The following is a 1,536-nucleotide window of genomic DNA, read 5'->3' as shown; positions in this document are numbered from 1 at the left end:
CCATCAAGGGCATGCCGCAGACCGCCGAGACCCTGCAGGAAATCCCACCCACGCTTAAACCCAACACCTAAATCCAGCGAGGAAACACGATGAGTGAAAACCCGGATGTCATCCGAGCAGATATTGAAGCAACCCGCGCCCGCCTGGGCACCAACGTGGACGCCGTCGCCGACAARGTCACGCCGTCGCACRTYGTCCAGCGGCAAACCGACAAGGTCAAGGACGCCGTCTTCGGAGTGAAGGAAAAGGTCATGGGAGCCGCCGAGGACACCGCCGACAACGTTCACTCCGCCGCAGAACACGCCGGCGCGCATGTCAGTGACGCGGGATCCGCCGTCGCCGCCGCGCCGGCACAGCTGAAGACCAAAACCCAGGGAAACCCGCTCGCTGCCGGGCTGATCGCCTTCGGCGCCGGCCTGCTGCTCTCCTCCCTGCTCCCTGCCAGCCAGAAGGAGCGGGAAGCCGCCGACGCGCTGAAGACCGCTGCCGAGCCGCTCACGACGGAACTGGCGGACGCCGCAAAGCATGTGGCCGAGGGGCTCAAGGAGCCCGCCCGAGAAGCCATTGAGAGCGTCAAGGCAACCGCCGTCGACGCCACCGATCACCTCAAGGCAGAAGGCCAAACCGCTGTGGCAGACGTCCAAGACCGGGCCGCCGAGGCCAAGGACAACGTTCAGCAGGCCTAATCCGCATCGGACAACGGCCGGCAGCCCTCGCTCAAGCGCTGGGCGGCCGGCCACCTCGCTTAACCCAAGAAGGATTTTCCGTGGCCAAGAACCCTGCCAATCCAGAAAATGACTCAATGACCGGCCCCGAAACAGCCCAGAGCAGCACCGCCAAAGCCCGCACGGCGCCGGCCCCGGACGACTCCCGCAAACCGGACAGTCCCACCGACGTCACCACGACCTCGTGGAAGTACATCGCCAAGAAAACCCTGCGTGAATTCACCAAAGACCAGTGCCCGGATCTAGCCGCAGCCCTGACCTACTACTCGGTCCTCTCGATATTTCCGGCGCTGCTGGCCATCGTGTCGTTGCTGGGCATTTTCGGGCAGGCCGGGAAGACCACAACTGCGCTCCTGGAGATCGTCCAGGGGTTCGCACCGGGTGACACTGTGGACATCATCCGCCAGCCAGTCGAGCAGCTCAGCAGCTCCTCCGCTGCCGGATTCACCCTGGTGCTTGGCATCCTCACCGCCCTCTGGTCCGCCTCCGGCTACGTCGGGGCGTTTGGCCGGGCCATGAACCGGATCTACGAAATCGATGAGGGCCGGCCGTTCATCAAACTTCGGGGCACCATGCTCCTGGTCACGATTTCCATGGTGCTGATCGTCCTCGTGCTCTCCGCCATGCTGGTCCTGAGCGGCCCGGTGGCGGAGGCGGTCGGCAACGCGATCGGCCTTGGCGGAGCCGTCCTGACGGCGTGGAACATTCTCAAGTGGCCGGTGATCCTGCTGCTCGTGATCTTGGTGATCGCCATCCTCTACTACGCCACCCCGAACGTACAGCAGCCCAGGTTCCGCTGGATGAGCCTGGG

General features: G+C 64.4%; 2 protein-coding genes. Both read left to right on the top strand.

All coding sequences use genetic code 11. From position 1 onward, the window contains the following. Positions 1 to 89 precede the first annotated feature (89 nt). Complete coding sequence (locus tag AB4089_RS22885) at positions 90 to 686, top strand: DUF3618 domain-containing protein (protein ID WP_441411556.1); 597 nt, start codon at positions 90 to 92, stop codon at positions 684 to 686. A gap of 116 nt (positions 687 to 802) precedes the next feature. Further along, positions 803 to 1,536, top strand: a 734-nt coding sequence (locus AB4089_RS22880) for a YihY/virulence factor BrkB family protein (RefSeq protein WP_441411555.1), incomplete at its 3' end; no start/stop codon positions are given.

The organism is Arthrobacter sp. 2MCAF15, assembly GCF_052115605.1.
Classification (GTDB): domain Bacteria; phylum Actinomycetota; class Actinomycetes; order Actinomycetales; family Micrococcaceae; genus Arthrobacter.
Note: the sequence above shows the minus strand (reverse complement) of the source record. Positions and strands in the feature narration are given on the sequence as shown.